Origin of the sequence: Paenibacillus prosopidis (assembly GCF_003337375.1) — a bacterium.
Lineage (GTDB): Bacteria > Bacillota > Bacilli > Paenibacillales > Paenibacillaceae > Pristimantibacillus > Pristimantibacillus prosopidis.
On the sequence record NZ_QPJD01000062.1, the window covers coordinates 1 to 2,760 of the forward strand.

General features: G+C 36.1%; 3 protein-coding genes. All 3 read left to right on the forward strand.

Translation table 11 applies throughout. The features are described from left to right. Positions 1–183: hypothetical protein (locus DFP97_RS31095; protein ID WP_181873751.1), on the forward strand; the 183-nt coding region annotated here is incomplete at its 5' end. A gap of 1,219 nt (positions 184–1,402) precedes the next feature. Beyond that, positions 1,403–1,744 carry a hypothetical protein gene (locus DFP97_RS30210; RefSeq protein ID WP_114384352.1) on the forward strand — a complete coding sequence of 114 codons (342 nt, stop codon included), beginning with the start codon at positions 1,403–1,405 and terminating at the stop codon, positions 1,742–1,744. An 11-nt stretch (positions 1,745–1,755) separates the two neighbouring features. Further along, positions 1,756–2,523 carry a nucleotidyltransferase domain-containing protein gene (locus tag DFP97_RS30215; RefSeq protein WP_054024997.1) on the forward strand — a complete coding sequence of 256 codons (768 nt, stop codon included), beginning with the start codon at positions 1,756–1,758 and terminating at the stop codon, positions 2,521–2,523. Positions 2,524–2,760 lie beyond the last annotated feature (237 nt).

Sequence of the window (2,760 nt, forward strand, 5' to 3'; positions counted from 1 at the left end):
AAGCAACTTATTATAAATATGGCTAATCAAATCAGTAACTTAAAAGAGCAATTACAGCAGAAAAACAATGAACTTGAACATTTTAAAAAGAATGATCAACAAAACAACATTACTGAAGAGACATTAAAAGAAGACTTTGAAACGTTACTCCAAATATTCCATAGAGCAAAGCAATTGTCTTAACAATTGTCAAAGGATAGAACATTGTCCGATTGAAGTCCGCTTAAATCGCGGGCTTTTTTAGTTATAGGATTAAATTCTTTTCAATTGACGATGACAAGAACATTATCCGATTGCAAAGATTTCTTTCTTACAGTGTCTGCCTGATAGTGAGGAGGACCGCTTGAGAGGCGTTTAGAATTGCTCGAAGTAGAGCTCAAGGAAACGGAGTATTATACTGCATGAAGGATGACTGGCAGTGCGGTCAAATTATTTGATTTGGTGAACTCAGCCGGTTTGGAAGGTATCGTTTTAGCAAATATGAGTCACGAAGCCGTCCATGTGAGCTGGGAGGCAAGGCATCCGTTCGTGGTCATGGCATGTGCACTAGTTCGTTAAAGTGTAATTCCCCCATCAATGTCATCAATTTTTCAGACTACTATATCGAACTGAAGCGGATGTAGTTCATTTATACAGTGTTCAAGAAACTCTTTTTCACTCGAAACATCTTTAAACCTACATTTATGGATTCTTTTTACCGTACTCTCTTTTAATTTTATAAAGGTAGCGATGACATGTTTATCCTTCAATCTTTGCGAATGAGACAGTTTTTCGATCTCCTTCTCGATCCAATCTAATTCTTCAAGGTAATTCATCACTCTGTTTGAGGAATAGTATAAATCAAGATAACGGATCTCTTCTTGATATAAGTCCTTGATTTGACTAATCAAAACCTTGTCCTCCATCCGTATAAAATATAATTTTCCTTCATGCTGGAAAGAAGGAATGACTGGTTTACTACCGTAAGCCTCACTGAAAGATATTCGTCGGTCATGCTTCTTTTCAGTCCAATAACATCAAAATAGTGCTATAGATAGTTCCATTGACCAGCTTGATAAAATAGAATCATTTCTCGATATCCAACTAAAGGTGAGAGAACACCCAAGATTAACTCGGGTTGCATACAAGATTAAATGATATCAAGGTGGCTACGTTGTGAGCGGACTTTAGATGGTTAAACTACTATGGAGAACGGATTAACTTTCATTCTCTGTGGTGCCGCGCTTTGTGCGGCATAGATTGCTAACGGGTAGATAGTTCAACAACAACAACAGGAAGGAAGCAACCGTTCAGCTGCCTTTTCATTACGCTAACGGGAGGGGATAAACCAAATAAAGAAGAAGGTGATTTGATGTCTTTTAGAGAATTTAAACTTGGTACCAATCTTTGTTAGGAGAGGAAAATGAAAACTACTAAATTTTTAATTTCGCTCATCGTTGTTTTTATTTCTGTTTCTTTCATTCTTTTGTTATGGATAATGCAACAAAATAAACCTCTGTATGATCAAATTGGAAAGGTAATTTCAGAATCTGATTCGGGCTACAGTGAATTAATACATATACATGCAGATAGAGAGCGAACAATAGCATTTTATTTACTATTCGGGCAACGAACAAGGAAGGGAAAATATTGTTTGAAACTGGTGATATTGGTTTTTGGAATGATTAGAACTCATCCTTCATTACGCTCCCATGTAAGAACGGTTCGCAAAAAAGACGTTAGCCGAAAGAAGTTCTTAGTTTAGGAGGAGTCTATATGATATTAGAAAAAGTTATAAATAGAATTGTAATACAAAGTGAATATAAGGATTTTGTTGATAAGTATATAGATAATATACTTACCGAATTTAAAGGTAAGATTCATAGCATTTATATGTGTGGCTCGATTCCAAAAGGAACTGCTAAACCTTTTAAGTCAGATGCAGACTTTACTATTGTATGTGTAAATCCTAAAGATATTGATTACGAAAGATTGTCAAATATTAAAGACAGGCTTTTGGAAGAATATCCAGTAGTAACTAAGATTGATACGATAATTTGCTCGATTGACGATGTATTAAGTAAACCAAATGAGTGGGGCTTTTGGGTAAAGATAATTTGTGTTTGCATATATGGTCATGACGTTGGTGAAAAAGTACCACCGATAATTATTTCTCCAGAGTTCATTTTAGACTTAAATACAGAGACCAAGGAGGAAGTAGATCGTATACATAGTTTACTTTCTAATGCTAGTGATAACACAATGAAAACTAGATATATTAAAGGTTACTCTAAGAGATTAATTCGTGCATTATACTCTTTGGTTTTAGAAGATACAGGTGTATGGCAAGATGACATTATTAAGATGAAGAATGCCATATTAAACTATTGTGAGATTGACTCCGCTTTAGTTGATTATCTGTATGCTTGTTACTTGGATAGTAATGTACTTGTTGAAGAGTTTCTGGGAATTGCAGATGAAGTATATAGCTATTTTGAGAACGCCTTAAATGCAATGGCTGCTTCCAGAACTTCCTTCGGCTAACACCATATTGACGCTCCGGGTCACTCTGAGAAGCGAGTGACCACATCCAGCCCCCTAAGCCCGTCGGGACGTCACTGCATTAGGTGTTCGGCAAGCCTCACAACTATAAGCAGCGACTCTAATTAAAACATAAGACTATTGAGCTCCCTCAGAGAATAAGGTTTTTCTCACGAATGCTCGCTCATTCGCAGAATTTCACATGTATGTTTAAATAGGAGTTTAAAGGATTACATGAGA

Excerpts from the sequence above, each read along its gene's own strand:
- DFP97_RS30210 (WP_114384352.1), top strand. The coding sequence starts at position 1,403 with ATGAAAACTACTAAATTTTTAATTTCGCTCATCGTTGTTTTTATTTCT.
- DFP97_RS30215 (WP_054024997.1), top strand. The coding sequence starts at position 1,756 with ATGATATTAGAAAAAGTTATAAATAGAATTGTAATACAAAGTGAATAT.